Source organism: Psychrobacter sp. GW64-MNA-CIBAN-0177 (assembly GCF_040309585.1).
In the GTDB taxonomy this organism is placed as follows: Bacteria; Pseudomonadota; Gammaproteobacteria; order Pseudomonadales; family Moraxellaceae; genus Psychrobacter; species Psychrobacter okhotskensis.
In genome coordinates, this window is the sequence record NZ_JBEOOY010000005.1 from 1 (window position 1) to 19,383 (window position 19,383).

The following is a 19,383-nucleotide window of genomic DNA, read 5'->3' on the forward strand; positions in this document are numbered from 1 at the left end:
GCTTTATACTCAGGGTTGGCATCGTATAACTCTTTAGCAGTCATGTTTAATGAAATTTCTAAAGGTTTATCAGGCATTATAGGGGTTACCTTATCTTGGGCATTACAAGCGGTTATAAAGAAGCTTAAAAACAAAACGTAAGCAAGTTGTAGATAGTATCGCATCGTATTTTTCTTTTAGTTAAATGGATAAAATTTATCAGGTTTATGATACCAACCTGCCATCGTTTGGAGTTGGCCTAACATATAGCTCTCTTCTGTTTGCATTAGACCATGAAATTTCTCTGCTGCTTTTTTAATCCATTTCATACGGCTTTTATAACTATACAATAAAATATCTGATTCCGGTTTAGAGACATACTTGTCATATTTAGGGTCGTCTTTATTTTCAGGATGACTGCCAGGATAACGATACGTTGGGTATACTGTGACTTGCGGTACATTACAAGTATTTGAGAAAAATAGCTTAACCTCAGGTGCTAGTCCACCTGCTAATTCCATTGCATTAATCTCACGCTTATGCCGCCATTGTTCATAAATTAAGGGTTGAAGGACTTTTCCTTGTTCATGTTGAGCGATAATGAGTACATTTTGATATTGAGCTTGAGCTCTTTGTGATTTAACTTTATCACTTGAAGGAAGTTCTTCGAACTTTCTAACTTCAGCAAACCCTGCTTGAATATGTTCGTTGGTCTTTAAATAATTAATCTTAGGCAAAGATTTTGCTGCCCAATCGGCTTTATTTATTGCCGTTTTTATTTGTGGAACGAGGTTATTTGAATGTCGTTTACTTATACAGTTAAAGAAAACTTTAGACCCATAACTACTATAGTAATGATGCCATCCCGCAATATCTTGGAACAGCCAAAAGTTACCTTGTCCAAACCAATCACTAGCAGTGACTGCAATACCGTGTTTAGTTACTGTAAGAGTCCAATGCTCCAAAGTGCAAGCTACCGTTTTACTAGCGAACGCACCTAAAGCCATCCAATAAAAACGACCTTTTTTACGTGGATCTCCATTCTTTTCAGTTTCTAAATAAAACCTAGCATATGTACCTGCAATACGTCGTGCTCTTACACTATAACTGTCCACGAAGTTGTAAGTGTTATTTGAGACCTTTTCGCTCATACGCTCTAGGCAAAACTGCTGAGAGACAGACCATAACTCTTCGCAGGTACAAGCTTTCGGTGTACAGCTATTTATAGTTGTATTGGTTTTCGCTTTAGTAACCATGCCTTCACCCTATTTATTATTATTTAAAAAAGTAGACCAGACTAGTTGCATCTTCAGTTCATCTTCCTGATCTCCCGAATCTATACGAGGCGTCTTACCCTCAATATCTGATTCTGATTTTATATTTACATTTTTACCCGTTAATAGATATTTCATATCAGGCAATGGATTACCCATTGGGTCAACCAACTGAATCTGCTCATCAAAGAACTCTTTTTCTACTAACTTATCAAAAGGTAGCCGCGATAAATAACTACTATCAATCCCACCTCCAGCCTTACTATGCTTACCTGCCTTCTCCATAAATTGCTTTGCCGCTATCGTAATATCACCACCATCAAGCGTGATACTAGCTCCACCAGCCGTTAGCGTAATTTTATTCGTCGCCACTACTTCAACCTCTTTAGTAGAAGAGGCGATGTTTACATCTTGCTTGGCAGTTGCTTCCAGCTTGCCTGTATGCGCTGAGAGGGTGATATTATCTTTGGCATTGGTCATGCTAAATTGACCATCGGCTACTATATTGAGTGACTCGCTGCTGACTTGGTTATGGCTATCACCACTACTAATCATCATATCTTGCTGAGTGGTGCTGATCATCTCACCCATTGACCGTTGAATTAGCGTATCGTCACTGATATAAGCACTATCCGCTGCGCTATCGATTAGCGTGTAAGGTGTTTGCTGATGGGTTTTAGTGTCTTGTTCCTTGGCGATACTCTCTAACTGAGTCTTAATATTGGCATGGTCTTTAACGTTTCTGCCCAGTCCTGTAGCCAGCTGGGTTAAACGCTCAGTTAAGTGCTGACCACCTAATGCAGTTTGGGTCAGAGTCGGGGTATACTGCTGATAGTTATGCTGTCCAGATTGAGCGTGGGTTTGTGCTTGGGTGGAGAGAACGAGGGCTTCGCCTGATTTTATATTGATTTGGGCATTAGTAGCCGCATTGATACCTTGACGTTTGGCGGTGTCTGATGGATTGATGACCCCCATTTTTAGACTGGCAGATATCCCAGCACTGTCTACTTTTAGCTGAGAGTACGCTTTTTCTGTACGGTGATCAGTGATCCATTCCGATAAACCGTTACCCGTGTTGCGATAACCACTTTCGACCGCTTGTTCATTATCCGTGGCAAATAGGCTTGGGCGCGTAGACGACAATAGACTGCCAGTATTGATTAGATGCTCGCTATCACCGATAGACTGCAGGAGAGTTTGGTCGTCCGCTCGATGGGTGAAGTGTGTGCCATAGTTAGCGCCAGCTTGTGCTTCAAGGCGATTGATAGGTTGGGCTGGACTATCCAGTAAGTAGCTTTTGGTCGGGGTCATATGGTTGCGACTGTCTGTATCGCTTTGACTGTCTGTAATGCCTGTCATCGGCGGTAGAGCCTGTCTGCTGTATAGAGGACCGACCCACGGGGTATCAGCGGTAATGAGGCTCAGCTGGGTTAAGTGAATGCCAGCTTCCAAAGAGGAGGCATGGCGCTGATGATGGCGGCGGCTTATGGTGAGTCCAGTCACATGTGCCAGACTATTGCGTGCCAAATGAACGATATGGGTAGCACGGTAGTGTTGATTGAGCGCACTGTGATCGACAAGCATAAAAGTATCAGCAACATTCAAATCCGTGGCATGGGCGAGGGCGTGATAGACGCTATATCTGCTTTGATGGCTGTGAGCGACTATGCTTGCCTCATCTATAGTTTCAGTATCGGTTACTGGTGCAAAGGCGGCTGGGCTGTCTAAAGTGAGTGAATGACTACTCGTTTGATTGTTTTCTTTATCCCCATTATTGCTCGTCGCAATATCGGCTGACTGGGTTGGGTGTGCGACATTTGCTGCATTGAAGCGCTGCATCGTTACTGAGTTTGGTTGGGTGATGACCTGCTCACTGATGGCCAAGACAGGCGCATGGACACGGTCGTGTAATATTTGTTGATAGCGTAATGCGCCAATATTTAGGCTGACGCCATCGCTATCGCTGGGATGGGCGGAGGTGATAATGAGCTTTGGCAGGCTGTGATCGTCTGTTTGCTCATGGCGCAGATAAGCCGTCAGCCCTTGACGCGCGAGGCGCTCACAAATATGTGACCAGTGACTCATTTGCCACTGAGTCATACGAGCGGGTATCCAGTTCGTATCATTTTCACCGTTGCTGCTGTCATCGACCACGTCCACATCTAGTGTGCTGAGGCGCTCTGAGACCATAGTGAGAACAGATAAATTGGTGTCTATTTGACTGTGTAGATGCTGATGCAAGCGATAGGTAATCGGCTGTGCCAGCAGACGGTAATAGCCATAACTGCCATCATGATCCAATTGACGAATGGCTGTGATATAGAGATGACGATAGGTCAATCCGCTCGGCGTATCAAAGCTCAAGGTTAATGCACTACCGATTAAAGCCGTCAACGGTGTGAAAGGGGGATGATGGCGCTCATGGATATAGACGTGTAATAGATAGGTATCAATACCGTGCTGCTCTTGCTGGTGACAGCCGTTCGGGTTCAGCTGAGCGATGATGTGTGCTTCCTCATGAGCATGAGTCAGTTTCTGTAGCCACGCTCGGTGAGCCGCCATATCTTGTCGAGCACTGGCGTAAGGGGCTTGGCTATTGCTTTCAATCGCATACAGCCTATCAGGGTGCATCGGAAGCACGGTGTTGGTCAAGCGTAACATAGGGGTAGTCCCTCTTGTGTCAGAGACGGCATCATAAGCATCAGTGCTTAGCTGCCATGATCAACGTATATAGCAGCGTTATTCACCAAGATTGAATTCGATCCGGCGGTTACGAGTGCGTCCTTCTTCATTGTCATTACTCGCGATAGGATCAGCGTCACCTTTACCAGCGGTACTTAGACGGGCCGCATCAATGTTACGACCGATGAGGTATTGCTTAACTGCTTCGGCACGCTTGTTAGATAAGACCAGATTGGCGCTTGGGTTGCCCACATTATCAGTATGTCCAATGATGGTCACTGGCTTATCGCCAACACGCTGCAGGACGCCAGCCATATCGTCTAGAATACCCAGTCCCATTGAGGTCAACTTCGCGCTGCCGGATTCAAACTCGACAATACGGTTGCCCAAGGTGTCATCGATAAGTCGCTGCTCACCTTCTACGACGACCAATTGATTTTCTAATTGGTAAAGATCGGTGAGGCGCGTGTGTATCCGGTTTTGGATGGCTTGCTTTTGCTCAATGCTGCTCACCTTGCCATGCAAGCTAATGGTAGTCCCATGAATATCAATACGACCCTGACGGATATTGGAGATATCACTATCGATAATAGCGGTCGCTACCTGTTGCCAGTTGGTCGGTATGCTAATGTTAGAACGCACTTCGATCTCATCTCTGACGGGCTTGTTAGGGTATTGCGCCTTTAGCTTTTCAAGGAGTTGCTGCTTATCCGAGCTGGTAGCTACGACACCTTTAATGACCACAGGCACATCTTCAGGGCTATTATTAATATGAGCATCATTATGAGCCGCAAACACCGCAGCACTCATAGACAAAGTAACAGCAGCGAATAATAGGCTTTTTTTACGACGTGTTAATTTAGGTATTGTGGTTGAGACTTGGGCTAGCATAAAAATACCTTTTCTAATCTTACTGTTATTGAGAGCATGCTTGTTAACGACCAATTATCGAATAGCTACTGTGCCAAGAAGGTTTTTTTAAACAGTTGTCTAGTATCGTACAGATAAAGGTCATCTTGCAACAATATTTTGTTAAACCGAGTTAAGCCGATATCTTCATCGATATAGCTTTGTGTCCAGTCACTATGAGCAATGATTACCCAATCATCGGGATGACTGTCCTCACTACTTGCCAGCTGGCTAAGCATGCAACCGTCCGGCTTGGTAAAGCTCAATAGCAGGCGGTAGCAGTTTGAAACTCGGTACAGATACGTATTCAGATAGAGCTGGTGTGGCTGATAAAAACCGCTAATAAGATCATGCCAAAAAGTCGCCATATGTATGGCATTTTCTCTGTCAGAGGTCAGGGTCCAATATATGGCTTTATTCAGACCGCTAAAGCCTTTGCTATAAGTCGGTAAGAATAACAAGCCTGTGGCTATGATTTGTTGTATCAGTTGTGATTTACTGATGTTCATCAATATCGCGATGTCGTGCAATGTGGTGGTATTGATAAAATCGTAATAGTGGGTACTGGCGTTTTTATTGACGGTAAGCTGACCGTCGTTCAGACCCGCCATAACCTCAGCGCTATCGGTTTTAGATTTAGCCACGCTTAGGACTTCATAAGTCTCATTCCACAGCGTTAATGACTTAACGGGCAGGTAGTTCATCCAGCTTTTTGGTTTATCGAGATGAAGCACACCAAAACCGATAAGCGGATAGTTTCTATGGCTACTGTCATGACTAGGAAGCAGGACGCCGGTAATAATCTCGTTAGATACCGTATCTACGTGACTAAAGTTCAAAAAAGCAATGTTGTTCGTCGGTGGGCTGTCTATCAACGAGTCACTCGCGTCACTGAATAAGTTTTCTGATATCGCCAAGGCTTGACTGACCCATTGATCAATTGCATTGGTCTCAGCGATATGAGCGCGCGCCCTGATAAAGTCTCCACGAGCTGGTAATTTGCCAAAATAAACTAGGGGTAGTGATTCAGGAGTCATGGCGTTGGCTCCCGCGGTTCAGAGGTAGCCGTAGTTGGAGACGAGGCAGTTTGTGCGCCATTGCCACTATTGTCCTCGGTGTTCTGAACGTTACTCGTGGTAGCACTGGTATTAGCATCTGTATTGGCGTCTGTACTAGGAGCCAAGTTCAACACGCCTGCTACTGGAGGGGCTGTACTCGTTTGCTCAGTATTTTGACCGGTTGATTCACGAGCATTATTGCTATTAGCCGCTGCGCTATTATCCGTAACAGGTCTTGCCGTACGTGTGACCCCAAGGGCAATCACCTCGTTAGGGAGTTTCATACCAGTAAAGGGGTTGTTAGAGCGCCCTTGACTGGCTGTGCTACTGCTACCACTGATGATTCTAAAACGTACCGGAATAGTGATGCCATCACCTGACCATGCCATCTCAAAGATATTGTCGCCAAGCTCAGTGCGGCGGGCGCTATTAATCAGCCTTTCAACGCCAAAGCTACCAGCTTCCTCAAATATGGTGTAATCCCTGCCATCGTAGTTTTTGGCTCTGATGCTGGCTCCTGGTTGGCTACTTGGATTTGGCCATACAAACGTCGTCCATGCTTGCGTACCCATACGATAACGCAGCTGCTGTCCATCAACGACGATCGTATATTCGGTCAAACCGCTTACCGGTAAAGGCATGATTTGGAATGTGGTTTGATTGGCAGTGGCACTGCCACCACTCGCGCCTGACGCGCTTCCAGCATTGCCACCAGTATAGTTGACAAAATATCTGCCAAAATCAGCGACGAACTTAGGATTCAGACCTAAGCCTGCACCATTCCAAATTTTACTTGAGATTTGATCGCCTCGGCGGATGATAAAAGGCGATAAGGTTTCGTTAACAAACTTGGCGACATAGCCATCTTCCCCAAAGAACTGTCCAATCTCAGCAGGGGTTGCCTCCAAGTTAGCATTGGCGGTAAATGGATATTTATTGCCCAAGTTATCCAAAAAGGGCTTGTATACTTGTGCTTGCCAGACTTTATTAATCTCAGCCTTAGTCGGGGTGAGGAGCATCGTAAATGAGCGAGTTAGCGGCTCGCTTAGCAATGGACGTACCAGCTGTTTTATTTCAGAGTTGGCTTGGCTAAGTATTTGCTCATCTAAGATCTGCAAGGACTTGGTCATCTCTGAACCTTCAGTGCTGAGCGTTTGCGAAGCAAATAACAAGGCATCAGGACCGATATCATCGCTACGGGCTATGTTATTGAACCGCGTTCTAATATCTCCTAAGCTTGCCAAATAGTTATCCAATAGCGATAAGTCTTGATTGTCTTCTCTTGGGGTGACTAGGTTGTGTATTGAGGAGAACTCCTGCGCTACCATGCCGGTGCTGGCAGGGACGGCTGCCGCTTCATTAGTACTGTTATTACTGCCATTATTCATCGCCGCTTCTGCTTGACGAAGCTCAGCTGGGCTTTGACGCAGGATCGTTTGCTTGAACCAATTGACAAATGAGCGCCGAGAGTTGGAGCCATTCGCTGCGGGTTGGTTTGCGGCTTTATTGTCCCACTGGGTCTGACGATCTACCGTCTCAAATAGTGTTTTTAGCGGTGATTCGGTGGCGTTAGACAGCTGATTTAATAAGAGCGCATGATCGTCGAAGCCTTTACTATCACGGATGTAGACCTGTGATAAAAAGCGCTTCCACTCAATGATGTACTCTTGTTTGTAGCGATTGACCAGATATTGACGTATTTGTTCAGGGCTGCCTGTCAGCGTCAAATCATCTTTGCTACTGGTCGCAAGTACCCAATCGTCGGCAACCACTCTATTGGTAGCAGCTCTATCAATCTCATCACTCACGAACGATTCCCATGCTTGCTTGGTAAAGGTGCCGGAGATCACATAACTGCCTAGCAGTACTTCATTGGCACTGTCTTGGGTAATTTGTGCGACAGTCACCGATGGAAAGCGAGCAGAGGAGCGCATTTTAATCTCAGAATAGACACGCTCACGGGCAGGTTGGCCTTTACTGGCTTTAGACAACGTCGTACGGGTTTTATCCACCAGTCCCAAGTCATTTTGAATCAATGGAAAGGCGGGGTCGTCGACATGAGCAAGCGTAAAGCTTAAGATGCGCTCAGCCTGACGAATCATCTTGTCACGCGGCATATCAGCACGGTTGGACTCAAGCCAAGTGCGCCAAAAACGTGTCATTTGATCGCTCAAATGGCTGGTTTCTAAGTGCTCATGATTGCCCAGCATCAGATAAGCTTTCAGCGCATTATAAGCATCCTCTACGTCGGTAGGGTCAGATTGTATATAAGCGTCGTTGCTCACGGTTTCGGATTCAGCTGCTGACGTTTCTGCCTCCTGCACTTTCAGGTCTGCCGCATTCGTATTGACGTCGGTCAAAAACCTTTCAATGTTTTGTTTGGTAGGCGCTAACACGATAATGCCTACACCATTATAATATTCAGATAGCAGTTTTTCTTTGAGCTTATCTCCTTGATATAACCCAAAGCTCAGCGACAACGGACGATTCTCGTCGTAGCCTTCGAGTTGCTCTATTCGACTTTGCAGGATAGTGAGTGACTCAAGTTGTGACTGCAAATCACCATTAGCATTTTTTTGCATTAGTGCGACTTGCTGCAAGTCAGCTTCTACACGTTCAGTCAATTGCTTGTTATTGGCATAAGACCAAGTCCATAAACCAACCGCTGTACATAGCACCACCACAGAGGCGAGGGTGGCCAGCGCGCGATGGCTACGCTTGTTGCGGTTTTTATGTTGTTTGACCAAATGCTTGTCTTTTAAGATGACTTTAGAAAATAAATCATGCAAGAAGTAAGGCTTGTCGGCGGCTTCTTGCTGAGCACTTAAAGGCACTGCAGGTGGTTGCAAGTCGTAATTTTGCACCATTTGTAAGGTCATTTGACTGCTGACTTGCCCTTCTTGTAAGGCACTGGTGAAGTAAAATCCACGTAGTATGGGCTTAAACTGAAAAGGGTTGTCTTCGAATAAGGCGTGCATCAGCGTTCTAATCATCGGCCGTAATGATTGGAACTCCATGGGAAAAGTCATCAGACTCGGAGATACCGTACGTTGGTGACGCAGAGACAACTTAGTGGTGCTAAGATCTTTTAGACCGTTAACCAGCACGCCAAAATGCTCTTCAAACACATCGCTGATATTGATGCTATCAGGGTCTTCGGGATAGGGAATCGTCGCGCCCCATACTTGCCCGCGCTCTTCTTGCTCGTAATCATTAAAAAAGTCACGGAAGCCTGATACCAAATCCATTTTTGTGAAGACCACATAAACGGGGGCATAAACTTCTAATTGCTCTGTTAAATCTTGCACACGGCTACGCAGGTTTTTGGCCAAGTCTAGTGCGTAACTGGGGTCATTTTTGGTAAGCTCAGCGATACTAACGGCGATAATAATACCGTTGATAGGCGCTTTGGGGCGGTTCTTCTTCAATAGGTTTAAAAACGACAGCCATTCTGAGCGGTCATCTTCGTAGGCAGAGTAGCGTCCTGCGGTATCGAGTAGGATGCCTTCGGTAGAAAAAAACCAATCACAGTTACGAGTACCGCCGACACCTTGTACCGACAGCTTGTTGGTTTTTTCCATAAACGGGAATTTTAGCCCAGAGTGAAGTACCGCCGAGCTTTTACCTGCTGCTGGGTTACCAATGACCATATACCATGGCAACTCGTACAGTGCAGCTTTGCCAGTTTGATCGCCAATTTTAGACTTGCGAATGGTCTTAATAGCGTCTTGCATTTGCTGACGTAAGGCCTGTACTTCTTGTGCATTCTCGTCTTTAGCAGCACTACTATTGGCACTATTAGCGCCTTCATCGTTATTGTCTTCTACTAAATCTGCGAGCTCAGCGGCCGCCTTTTTACGCTTTTTCCACCAGTAGTAGCCAAACCACGCTAGTAGCAGACAGGTTATGGAGACACCGATAATGACGAAGAAGGTTTGTAGCGCGACATAATCATAGAGTAAGACCAGAGCGACTATGATAGCTAAGACCAATAACACTCTTGGATTGTAGATGAGATGAAAAAACCTTGAGAACATGCCTGCTACCTAATGTGATCTTGAAATAATAGAGAGTCATCATTTCATCATAAACAATGACTGATATAAGCGATAAAACGAGCAATATTAACTGAACTAAAAGTGGCTAAAGTGTTTGGTTGGGCTCTGCAAGCCACAACATACAGCGGTGCTTATGTTGGGTAATAAGGAGTTTAATGTCAGACTCCTGTGGCTGTTCTTTGGCAGCGCTGACCAACAGTGCGAGACATAAAAAAGGCTGTAACCATGAGTTCAGAGGCATATAATGCCCTAAATGGTGGTCATTTACTAGCGCCCCTTGCGCTATAAATTCATCGATAAATGTCATAAGTAGGGATAAGTCGTAAGGTTGTGTTGATGGATTAATGTCTGACAAGAGGGTGATGCTATTTTCGCTTAACGTATCTGTCATTGTTGTTTTATTGTCAATGGCCTGCGCTGACTTTTTTTCTTCTGCCTTGGTTTTGTCGTCATGGCGATCTAATAGAGCAAATGAATTATCTAGTAACAGCTGTTTTATCGTTTTCAAATTTGCTAAATAATGCTGGCGAGTATTGCTATAAGCCTGCTGCGGCACCTCAGCGGCCATACTACTGGCATCATTGGGTAGCGCCTCGCCAATTTCAGTCATGGAAAAACGTACCTTGTGATCTAGATCGAGAAGGTCTTTGGCGGCTTTGTTATAGAAAATCAGCAATATACCGGCTTCGGTAGGCAAGAGATTGGAGGCGTTGTCTACGTATAAGTTTGCTTCAAGCCATTGCTCATTAATCTGTGAGTCGACGGTGATAAAAAGACAAATCTCGGGGGTCGCAGCTTTGGTCAGAGCAATAAGTTGCCCGTGAATAAATTGCAGCGGCTGATAGGTCTCGCTATCAGCACCGTCATGGCTATTATGAAAAGAGTCTGTATGACGAGGATTTTTATCAGCGATGATGGTTTGAATAGTGAGTAGCTGCTCGGGAATACCATAGGTTGCCAATTGCTGTTTTAGCCTTTCAACCAGATAATTAGCATCAGCCAGCTCAGGAATAGACAAATAAACAGACAGCGTAGACAATGAGATAACGGGAAGGCTATCCTCTGCAGAGGAGTCTTCTGGTGTGCTCGCGATGTAGTGTTGCTGCCATTCTGGATGGATATTCAGCGCTGAGTTTGGCTCATGGATATTTTGTTGCATAATGCGCTCAAAATGCTGAGCCAGTACACTTAGTGCATCATCACTTGCGGTAAGTTGATTATCAATCAATGCCCATAGACGCAAGGTTAGCTCATTTAGGCTTTCAGCCGCGTCTTCAGGATATGTCTCGTTATCTAGCTCATTATCGTAAGCGTAGAGCGCTGCTCGTTCGGTGATGACACCCTCAATCGGCTTGGTTAATATTGGTAAGCCGTCAAAGTCTGATAGCGCTTCACTCAATACCGTGAGATCGTTATCATTGTCTATGATTTCAGGCCAATCAATCCCTTCGGGTAGACAGATACTACTATTTATAAACAATTGATAAGAATCGATAGGTGGCGCCTTTATTTTTTTGCTTATTTTCTGAGCTGGCGCTAGTTCTTCTGCTTCTGATTTTTTTTGTCGCCATCTAATAAACACGATAAAGCCAAACAAAATTATTGGAATAATCACAAACCATAGCAGCAGTCTTGCAGAGGTAAGTTGCAGCGTATTATCTTTAAAGTACATCCAAACCAATAACAGATAAATGACTAAAAAAAGTGCAAGAGCATAGCGCCCGTAAGTTATTAGCTTTTTTACGCCCACTTGCCATACCCCTTATCTACATAATTTTATTAGAGGTAGTTTATGGTATTTGAAGATTTCTCGCTACCATGTATCATTACTTTGCTTGGTTAATTAGTATAAAATAGTTTTTCTTCTCGATTTTTGCTCATCGCCATGCTATATCATTAGTCAATATAGCCAGTTAATAAAAAATACAATTAAGTTGGGTTTTTTATAAAAAAATATCTCATCTGTCTATATAATAGCCAGCTACGACATGCTGATGGCTGAACATTAGTATTTTCCAATACTTTGCCCGCTATTTTTCTTTATGCCTCACTGTGCCATTGTTTTCCTTATGATTTATTTGGTCGTTATCCTTTTTACGCTTGTCTCCATTACAGTGATTATCATGCTTTTTGATCGTCAGCTGTATGAGCGACTGTTTGATAAGGTGAGCACTGTTTGGCAAGGCGTCTCGGTGATCAAACTTCAACGCCCCACGCTCAAGCTACCAGTTCTGCCACGTATCTCGCCTAACAGCATTCCTATTGTTCCTGCTTTATCTGTTTTAGCCATTCTCACGACGACAGTGGGGTGTTATTTTCTGATTATGCATAACTCTCTTGAGGTTTATCATGCTCAAGATGACTCGTTGAATACTGCCAACTCGCAAATCAGTCAATTACTGGTCGGGGAGCGATTGCGACCACCGCCTGCGCCGCCTGCTGAGCTTTTCGCTGAGCTAGAAGCAGAGATTGCCAGCTATCAAGCCACGCAAACCGACGAGGGCTATTGGCCGGAGGTGGCGACGGACGCGTCACCAGTACAAAGGCCTTTAATGCTCCCTGAACCTGACCTGTCTGATTTAAATACCCAAGACCACAGTACGGGCTACTCGGGTGATATTTTGGCATCGCATATCAGCAATGGGCACATTAACATCAGAAATGCTGACCGTAATTGGAATAAGATGAACTCTGAGTTTGTCCAACGGCTGTTGACTGTCTATAAGGTTATGAGTGATCAATATGGTTATGACATGGTGCTGCTAGAGGGCTATCGTAGTCCGGGAAGGCAAGCACGCTTGCTCAAAAAAGGCCCAAATGTCACCAAGGCAGGATCTTATAAGAGCTATCATCAGTTTGGTCTAGCAGGCGATAGCGCCTTTATTAGAAATGGTAAAATTGTGATTACTGAAAAGGATCCATGGGCGATGCAGGGCTACCAGTTATATGGTAAAGTAGCAAAATCGGCTGGACTAGTGTGGGGCGGCGACTGGCGTATGATGGATTTGGGCCATGTTGAGCTGCGCAAAAAAGGCGTGCTTGGTCGCCCGCAAATGGCAGAGATTTTGACCAGTCAATAACGACAATAACAAAGCAAAATACAGAAATAATATGGACAAATGTATGAAATTATCTATAGCGGCAGTGGCTCTTGGTTGGGTATTAACGACCACGCTATCAGGATGTAGCCTCAGTGGCGCTAGTAAGTCTGATAGTAATGCGTCTGTACTGGCTGGCAAGTCAGACACCAATAACGAAGCCTCCGTCATCGATAGCATGAAAGACGTTATTAGCCATAAAAGCACGGCAATGAATGAAGATTTACAAAACCTAAAAGCGCAACTAGAGCAACAGCAACAGCGGCTTGAGTCAATGAATGACGAGCAAAAAGCCTTGCAAGAACAGCTAAAACGTCAAAGTATTACTCTGCAAATCCTGCCTGCGGCTAATGCCAATGCTGGACGTGCCAAACAAGGCACCGCGAGTACGGCTTATATTGGATTTTTAGAAGAAGAGAATCAATTCGCTGAGGTAGAGGAGCGGGCTGCTAAAGAAGTTAGCGTCATTCCCAATCGTGCCACCAGTCTTAAGCTAAGTATTCCACAGGATGCACAGTTTATTGCCATCAAAGTTGGACTGAGACATACGCAGAAACGCTCGCAGGTATTGATACCACTTGATAGTATCGATTTTGACCGAGCGCTGGTTTTAAATATCGGCGCTTGTGATATCAATATCAAAGAAGGCGTCAATCCAGAGTTAGTGCCTGACTTTACCACCAAACTTAAATATTATCAGCAACCGCTGGTTAGCTGCTTGTAGGAGATAGCCTTGAGTAAACATAGAGTATTATGGGGAGAGGGACTGTTTTTAAGACCCCAGCATTTTCAGATTCAAGACAGCTATCATAACTCGCAACGTGCACTAAGTATGACACTGATGCACCCTTATGCTTATGGCATAGCAGACGTGCAAATTGATAAACAATTACTAGAGAGCAATTTATTAAGCTTCCAAAGCATCTACGGTGTGCTACCAGACGGTACTATCTATCAAGCGCCACGTACCGATGCGCTGCCAAAGCCAATCACGCTTGATACTCACCGTAACGACGATGAGATATTCGTGTTTTTGAGCCTTGAGATTGTTCATAGTGGCGGTAGCAATATACAGACAGAGCAAAGCGATAACCCAGCACGCTATGTGAGAAATACGGTCGAGGCACAAGATCTGTACAGTCAAGCTGCCGAAGCGATGATCGATGTTATTCAACTGTCACCAAGCTTGCAGCTGAGCCATTCTGCTCAAGCGCCCAGTCAAGATACCGTCTCTTTGCTAGTTGCTAAGTTGCTGCGTACCACCCAAGGTGTCTACCAAGTGGACGAGGATTATATTGTGCCTAGCGTCCATATCACCAGTAATCCTGCATTGGTCAACCAAGTCTATCGCTTGATGACGATGATTAATACCAAGTCCACCTCTCTCTATGACCATCATCGTCAATCTAACAATGATTTGCTAGAGTTTCGCTCATCAGACATTGCGTCTTTTTGGCTTTTGCATACGCTAAATACCGCATACTCTCAGCTCAGCCATTTATACAATAATGCCAAGCTACATCCAGAACGGCTTTATGAGGCGCTATTGAATGTTGCCAGTCAATTGGCGACCTTTAGCTCATTATATAAAGTAGGTGATTTGCCCTCTTATCAGCATAACAATGCCAATGAGTCTTTTATCAGTATCATTTTGATCATTCGCGAACTGCTCAATACGGTGATTGCTAGCAACTTTATCTCTATTCCTTTGCGTCAAAATAAACCGTCTTACTACACAGGGGAGCTGAGCAGTGACAAGATTACTCGCAGCTCACAGCTGTATCTGTCGGTTAGCTCATCGCTACCGATGCATGAGCTCATTGATATCGTGCCAAGACGCTTTAAAGTGGCAACGCCAGACGCGGTAGAGAAGCGGGTACTATCAGCACTACCGGGGTCACCAGTCTCGCATGTCACCCAAGTACCTAGTGCGATACCGGTAAGACCAGGCTTTAGCTACTTCACTATCGAACCGGTCGGTGAGCTGTATGATGAGATGATTAAGTCTGAGTCTATCTGTATTTATGTACCGAACGGCTTTGATGACTTAAAAATAGAGCTGATGGCCATCGTGCAGTAGTTTTTCTGAGAAATGTTATGAATAAGGGTTTATGAGAAATTGATGTTTATATCTAAAATATCTCACTCAATTTTTGCTTATGGATAATCTTTAACCAAACCCTTTTATTCAGTTGTATTTCAAATAATTAGTATTAGGAACGATCATGTCAGCAAACAATTCAACGGGTTCTGCGCCTTCATTGCTAGATTCAGGCGAGGTGGCATCAAAAGTATCAGCGAATGGCCTTGATAGACGCATCAGCAGCCAGTCGCTGGTTGATATCATGTATGACGGCTTTTACTTGGTTTTCTTATTGCGTAATCATTATTTTAGTACCGAACCGCGTAAGTTCCGTCAAAAAATATACGAGTTTTTAGATAAGTTCGAAATGAACGCTCGTAAAAAGGGCTTTTTGTCAGAAGATATTCACGAAGCCAAGTACGCTTATTGTGCGCTGATTGATGAGACAATCATGACGTCGCAAGAGCCAGAGTTTCAAACGTTAAAGGATGCTTGGGAGCTAAACCCTTTACAGTTAGATTTGTTTGGCTCGCAAATCGCTGGCAATGAGTTCTTTGAGCGCTTAGATGGTCTGCGCGAACAAGGGGAGAGGCGTCTGCCAGCGTTAGAAGTCTATCATTATGCGATGTTGCTTGGCTTTCAAGGAAAGTATCGTTTAGAGGCGCCAGAAAAGATACGCTATCTTATCTCGCGTTTGGGTGATGAGATTGAGCATTTGCGTGGTAATAAAAACGAGTTTTCGCCATTTTGGGCGATTCCTGATCAGATTAAGCACACACTGACCAGTGAGACACCGCTATGGATCATCGTTGCCGTAATGGCAGTGCTATTGACGGCGATATTTACAACTATGTGGTATCTGACCAATAGCTTCACGGATCATCAACTCTCAGCTTATGATAACGTCATCCAAGAAAATAAAGAGCAAGCGCATATTTCAATTTTCTTACCGTAACTGCTTGTATTTACCGAGAGATATTTACCTTATATTTACCGAGAGATAGTTACCGATAATAATTTAAAATACGGCCGTTAGTTATAGTTAATATTAAATAAATGGATACGTTGTTTAATAACGCGGAACTGGGATGAATTTTTCTGGCTTGCTGTGCCTATGCCGACAGAGGCTGCAAAAAATTCATCCCAGTCCAGCTGTATCTTTTTAATATTGGACTGACTATAAGTACTGACGGTCGTTTTCATGAGTCGGTAGTAAAATATTTTCAGTAATATCTAAAACATAAAGCAATAAATAGCACCCATAAAAAAACCCCCATCAAAGTGATGAGGGTCTTGGCAAATGCCATAATCGAATCAAAGATGACTCAAAAAATTTACTACTAAAATATGGCTCTCCAACCTGGGCTCGAACCAGGGACACACGGATTAACAGTCCGTTGCTCTACCAACTGAGCTATTGGAGAATAAGCTGTAAGTGTTTCATGGCTTACAACGAGCTTAGAAAGTCTCTAACGAGTTCTTGCTAAGTGGGGCGTATTCTAGCAAAGATAAAAAATACGTCAAGCTTTTTTTGCATAATTAACAACATTAATGGTTTTTAATAGGATGATGACGGTTTTTAAGACGTTTTTCATTATCGGTAGTTGTTAAAACCACAATAAAAAAGACGCTCACATAAAGGATATGTGGGCGTCTTTTTTATTTACATATTTCTAATGCTTATTACTGTTTATAGTAGATTAAATATAATCGTTATTCAGCAACGTCTAAATCAGCAACCGCTTTTTCGATACGCGATAAGGCGTCTTTTAGTGTTGCTTCATCAGTGGCGTAAGAGATACGCATATAACCGCCCAGACCGAAGGCATCGCCAGGAACGACCGCAACGCCAACTTTCTCTAACAACCATGCGGAAAACTCAGTACATGACGATAGACCAGCCGCTTTGATGAGTGGTTTGATGTCAGGATAGACATAAAATGCGCCATCAGGGCGTAGGCAAGTAATGCCTTTAATGGCATTTAGACCATCAACGACCAAATCACAACGCTTTTCAAATGCCGCGACCATAGGCTCTAGTACGCTTTGGTCACCACTGATAGCAGCTTCGGCAGCGACTTGACTGATAGAGGTCGGGCATGAGGTAGATTGCGATTGTACTTTCTTCATCGCACCAATCAGCTTAGCAGGGCCACCAGCATAGCCGATACGCCAGCCGGTCATCGCATAAGCTTTTGATACGCCATTTAGGATGATAGCGCGGTCTTTAAGCTCAGGCGCAGCATTCAAGATATTGTAGAACTTATCACCCGTCCAGCGAATGTGCTCGTACATGTCGTCAGAGGCCACATAGACTTGTGGGTGCTTTTTCAGCACGTCAGCGATAGCTTTTAGCTCATCTAGCGTATAAATCATGCCCGTTGGGTTAGAAGGACTGTTCAATACCAGCATTTTGGTTTTGTCAGTGATGGCAGCTTCTAATTGCTCTGGAGTAATTTTGAAGTCCTGCTCAGCTGGGCATTTAACAATGACTGGCACGCCTTCTGCGATGATGACCATGTCAGGATAGCTGACCCAGTACGGTGCTGGAATGATGACTTCATCACCAGGATTGATAAAAGCTTGGGCAAGGTTAAAGAAGGATTGCTTACCACCGACCGATACCAAGATTTCATTTGGCTCATAGCTGATGTCGTTATCACGCTTGAATTTCTCAATGATGGCTTTTTTGAGCTCTGGGGTGCCATCGACAGCAGTGTACTTGGTGAAGCCGTCATTGATGGCATCGATTGCTGCTTTTTTGACATGTTCTGGCGTATCAAAATCAGGTTCGCCAGCACCTAGACCAATGATATCTTTGCCTGAGGCTTTTAGCTCTTTGGCTTTATTGGTGATTGCTAAGGTAGGGGATGGTTTGATGTTGTTGACACGGTCAGACAATTGCAATTCGCTCATGAGAGCTCCTTTTCGTATGGGAGTGGGTTGGTGAAAATCTGCTGGTAATTATATAACGTTTTAAGCATTATCAGGACACGTTATAAGGTAGTTTAAGCGTTTTTTAGCATCATTTTATTATTCATATCAGGCATCGTCGAATAATACATGGCTATTACTGAATAATAAGTCGTTAGCGCTCAATATAAAGCTTGCCAGTTTTGGCATTGTAGCATGCTGCTATTACGCTGTCTCATAGAGGCAGTAACAGAAAATGACGCTTTTGCAGAGGGTTTTAGCCTTTATTTGATCAAATATATGTCATATTGATAGCATGACTTGTGCGTCATTGATTGCGAAGTCACAACAATAGCGCCGCAGCCTTATACTATAATTATTTAGATTTGATAAATAAGTGATGTACTTAGTTAATGTAAATGTTACTAATACTCACTCTCAATAAAAACAAAAAACGAATTATAAGTGCTTTATACCCGTCACAATTTCTATATGATAAAAATGGTTAACAAGGATATTAACGATGACAAACGCTCCCGAAAAACAACACATACTTATCACTGGCGCGACCTCAGGTATTGGCAAGCAACTGGCTAAAGACTATCTGCTAGACGGTCATCATGTCTATGCCGTTGGACGAGATGATGAAGCACTGGCTGAGCTGAAAGCATTAGGGGCAGAGACGATTGATTTGGATCTTATGGATCGAGAAAAAGTCATTGCCGCCTTTGATAAGGTTAGCCAGATTGATGTGGCCATTTGCGGTGCTGGCATGTGTGAGTATTTAGACATGCCAAACTTTGACAGTAGTGTGTTTATGAAAGTCATGTCAGTCAATATGGGCACGTTATCGCACGCCATCGAAGGGGTGTTGCCAAAGCTGATTGCTTCAAAAGGTCGCTTGGTCGGTATCGGCTCAGCCTCTGCTTACGTGCCTTTTGCTCGTGCCGAAGCCTATGGTAGCTCAAAAGCCGCTATCCATTATCTTATGAAAACCTTACAGATTAGTCTTGCTCCGCAGGATATCTCGGTGAGCTTAGTCGTTCCCGGCTTTGTCGAAACGCCGATGACCAAACAAAATGATTTTCCCATGCCATTTATCCAAACACCAAAACAGGCAAGCCAAGCGATACGCGATGGTATTGCCAGTGGCCATGATGTTATCGAATTCCCTAAAAAACTCACCTTGCCATTAAAAGTGCTGGGTACATTGCCAGATTTGGTCTGGCAACAAGTGGGTAGTAAGCTGAGTAAAAAATAACAGCCTAGGGCATGTCTTCATTGTTAGCCCTTTGAGATGAGTTTCAGTTGGATAGAGGATATGCTCTA

General features: G+C 44.2%; 12 protein-coding genes and 1 tRNA gene. 5 read left to right on the top strand and 8 right to left on the bottom strand.

The window, feature by feature from the left end; translation table 11 throughout:
- Positions 1-176: 176 nt before the first annotated feature.
- The 6 genes from AAEY79_RS04735 to AAEY79_RS04760 form a co-directional block, all read right to left on the bottom strand.
- Positions 177-1,235 carry a DUF2515 family protein gene (locus AAEY79_RS04735; RefSeq protein ID WP_201567872.1) on the bottom strand — a complete coding sequence of 353 codons (1,059 nt, stop codon included), beginning with the start codon at positions 1,233-1,235 and terminating at the stop codon, positions 177-179.
- A 9-nt stretch (positions 1,236-1,244) separates the two neighbouring features.
- Positions 1,245-3,914: a DUF2345 domain-containing protein gene (locus tag AAEY79_RS04740; protein WP_352287472.1), complete on the bottom strand. Its 2,670-nt coding sequence runs from the start codon at positions 3,912-3,914 to the stop codon at positions 1,245-1,247.
- Positions 3,915-3,992: 78 nt separating this feature from the next.
- Positions 3,993-4,826 (bottom strand): OmpA family protein, encoded by an 834-nt coding sequence (locus AAEY79_RS04745; protein WP_025652077.1) that lies wholly within the window; start codon positions 4,824-4,826, stop codon positions 3,993-3,995.
- Between the two features lie 65 nt (positions 4,827-4,891).
- Positions 4,892-5,881, bottom strand: a complete 990-nt coding sequence (gene tagF / locus AAEY79_RS04750; protein WP_025652078.1) for a type VI secretion system-associated protein TagF — start codon at positions 5,879-5,881, stop codon at positions 4,892-4,894.
- Positions 5,878-9,939, bottom strand: coding sequence for a type VI secretion system membrane subunit TssM (tssM, locus tag AAEY79_RS04755; protein ID WP_201576490.1), 4,062 nt, complete (start codon positions 9,937-9,939; stop codon positions 5,878-5,880). The genes tagF and tssM overlap by 4 nt, the downstream gene beginning before the upstream one ends.
- 106 nt (positions 9,940-10,045) lie before the next feature.
- Complete coding sequence (locus AAEY79_RS04760; protein WP_350588235.1) at positions 10,046-11,632, bottom strand: hypothetical protein; 1,587 nt, start codon at positions 11,630-11,632, stop codon at positions 10,046-10,048.
- Between the two features lie 451 nt (positions 11,633-12,083).
- On the opposite strand from AAEY79_RS04760, the gene AAEY79_RS04765 reads away from it, so the two are divergent.
- From AAEY79_RS04765 to icmH, 4 genes are all read left to right on the top strand, one after another.
- Positions 12,084-13,040 (top strand): M15 family metallopeptidase, encoded by a 957-nt coding sequence (locus AAEY79_RS04765; protein WP_227674862.1) that lies wholly within the window; start codon positions 12,084-12,086, stop codon positions 13,038-13,040.
- Between the two features lie 43 nt (positions 13,041-13,083).
- Positions 13,084-13,782, top strand: a complete 699-nt coding sequence (locus tag AAEY79_RS04770; protein ID WP_201617370.1) for a hypothetical protein — start codon at positions 13,084-13,086, stop codon at positions 13,780-13,782.
- Positions 13,783-13,791: 9 nt separating this feature from the next.
- Positions 13,792-15,138, top strand: coding sequence for a type VI secretion system baseplate subunit TssK (gene tssK, locus AAEY79_RS04775; protein ID WP_025652083.1), 1,347 nt, complete (start codon positions 13,792-13,794; stop codon positions 15,136-15,138).
- A 145-nt stretch (positions 15,139-15,283) separates the two neighbouring features.
- Entirely contained in the window at positions 15,284-16,096 is an 813-nt protein-coding gene (icmH, locus tag AAEY79_RS04780) for a type IVB secretion system protein IcmH/DotU (RefSeq protein WP_025652084.1), read from the top strand.
- 393 nt (positions 16,097-16,489) lie between these two features.
- Here icmH and AAEY79_RS04785 read toward each other — a convergent pair.
- Positions 16,490-16,565 (bottom strand) — tRNA-Asn (locus AAEY79_RS04785).
- A 289-nt stretch (positions 16,566-16,854) separates the two neighbouring features.
- On the bottom strand, positions 16,855-18,057 hold the full coding sequence (locus AAEY79_RS04790) for a pyridoxal phosphate-dependent aminotransferase (RefSeq protein WP_025652085.1): 1,203 nt from the start codon (positions 18,055-18,057) through the stop codon (positions 16,855-16,857).
- Between the two features lie 520 nt (positions 18,058-18,577).
- Between AAEY79_RS04790 and AAEY79_RS04795 the strand changes: the two genes are divergently transcribed.
- The gene (locus AAEY79_RS04795) at positions 18,578-19,315 is read left to right on the top strand and encodes an SDR family NAD(P)-dependent oxidoreductase (protein ID WP_025652086.1); all 738 of its coding nucleotides are present in this window, start codon (positions 18,578-18,580) and stop codon (positions 19,313-19,315) included.
- Positions 19,316-19,383: the final 68 nt, after the last annotated feature.

Coding starts and splice junctions, on each gene's coding strand:
- AAEY79_RS04795 (WP_025652086.1), top strand. CDS start 18,578: ATGACAAACGCTCCCGAAAAACAACACATACTTATCACTGGCGCGACC.
- AAEY79_RS04765 (WP_227674862.1), top strand. CDS start 12,084: ATGCTTTTTGATCGTCAGCTGTATGAGCGACTGTTTGATAAGGTGAGC.
- icmH (WP_025652084.1), top strand. CDS start 15,284: ATGTCAGCAAACAATTCAACGGGTTCTGCGCCTTCATTGCTAGATTCA.
- AAEY79_RS04790 (WP_025652085.1), bottom strand. CDS start 18,057: ATGAGCGAATTGCAATTGTCTGACCGTGTCAACAACATCAAACCATCC.
- AAEY79_RS04735 (WP_201567872.1), bottom strand. CDS start 1,235: ATGGTTACTAAAGCGAAAACCAATACAACTATAAATAGCTGTACACCG.
- AAEY79_RS04740 (WP_352287472.1), bottom strand. CDS start 3,914: ATGTTACGCTTGACCAACACCGTGCTTCCGATGCACCCTGATAGGCTG.
- tssM (WP_201576490.1), bottom strand. CDS start 9,939: ATGTTCTCAAGGTTTTTTCATCTCATCTACAATCCAAGAGTGTTATTG.
- AAEY79_RS04760 (WP_350588235.1), bottom strand. CDS start 11,632: ATGTACTTTAAAGATAATACGCTGCAACTTACCTCTGCAAGACTGCTG.
- AAEY79_RS04770 (WP_201617370.1), top strand. CDS start 13,084: ATGAAATTATCTATAGCGGCAGTGGCTCTTGGTTGGGTATTAACGACC.
- AAEY79_RS04745 (WP_025652077.1), bottom strand. CDS start 4,826: ATGCTAGCCCAAGTCTCAACCACAATACCTAAATTAACACGTCGTAAA.
- tagF (WP_025652078.1), bottom strand. CDS start 5,881: ATGACTCCTGAATCACTACCCCTAGTTTATTTTGGCAAATTACCAGCT.